Origin of the sequence: Natronolimnohabitans innermongolicus JCM 12255, from assembly GCF_000337215.1 — an archaeon.
In the GTDB taxonomy this organism is placed as follows: domain Archaea; phylum Halobacteriota; class Halobacteria; order Halobacteriales; family Natrialbaceae; genus Natronolimnohabitans; species Natronolimnohabitans innermongolicus.
On record NZ_AOHZ01000114.1, the window covers coordinates 1 to 796 of the forward strand.

2 protein-coding genes are annotated in these 796 nt (G+C 57.9%); both read left to right on the top strand.

Annotated elements, in window-relative coordinates:
- Positions 1-417, top strand: a 417-nt coding sequence (locus tag C493_RS21835) for a hypothetical protein (RefSeq protein ID WP_007261681.1), incomplete at its 5' end; no start/stop codon positions are given.
- A partial coding sequence (locus tag C493_RS21840; protein ID WP_007261682.1) for a hypothetical protein occupies positions 410-796 on the top strand: 387 nt, incomplete at its 3' end. The genes C493_RS21835 and C493_RS21840, both read left to right, overlap by 8 nt.

The following is a 796-nucleotide window of genomic DNA, read 5'->3' on the forward strand; positions in this document are numbered from 1 at the left end:
CGACGAGTCGTCTATTGGGAAGCCGACGTTACAGCGGAAACGATGGGGTACGACGAGACGGCGAGAGACGCGCCACAAGATGCCGGTGATTCTATCGAGGGTACTCGGACGTCGACGGCGTCAAGCGCCGCAGAAAGCACAATAGACATTGACGCGATTCTCTCTGATATTGAGGTACCTGGGTTTGGAGAGAAAGCCGAGGCGCGAAAGACGGCGGTTCGGGCGGTCCTCGAGTACCTAGTCGACCACAAAGAGGCGGAGAGTAAGACTCTCAAAGAGATTGCGTGGGAAGCCGATTCGGAGACGTACGCAAATGCACGAAGTCTGTGGTCGAACGCGGTAGTCAAAGCACTACACCAAATTCCCGAGGTATCGAGCGCCGGCGAGCGACAAAGTGGGTGGTCTATAGATGAGTGACGACGGCGACGACGTCGACCCAACCAACCCACGACCGAAAGGTCACTATGGACGGTTTCGAGATTCACCGTGGTACTACGTCAATGACGAGTTAGCACAGACATTCATCCTCGGACCAGCAACCGACGCGGAACCGGGCGACGACTGGATACTGTCGTTTACGGGGGAAGGTGCAACCGAGACGGACCGCGAAAGAGTGTGTGTCCGACTGACGCCGCGAGCGTTGCACGAGCTATACATCGAGACGAAAGACTTGTCGCCGGACGCTCGACAGGCGGGACACACCGCCGAGTGTGACCTTTGCGGGGAAAGCGTCCCGCTGGAGAAGGCCGTCCCGAACAAACGCGAGGAGCCGGTTCACAAACGCTGTTATGTCGAC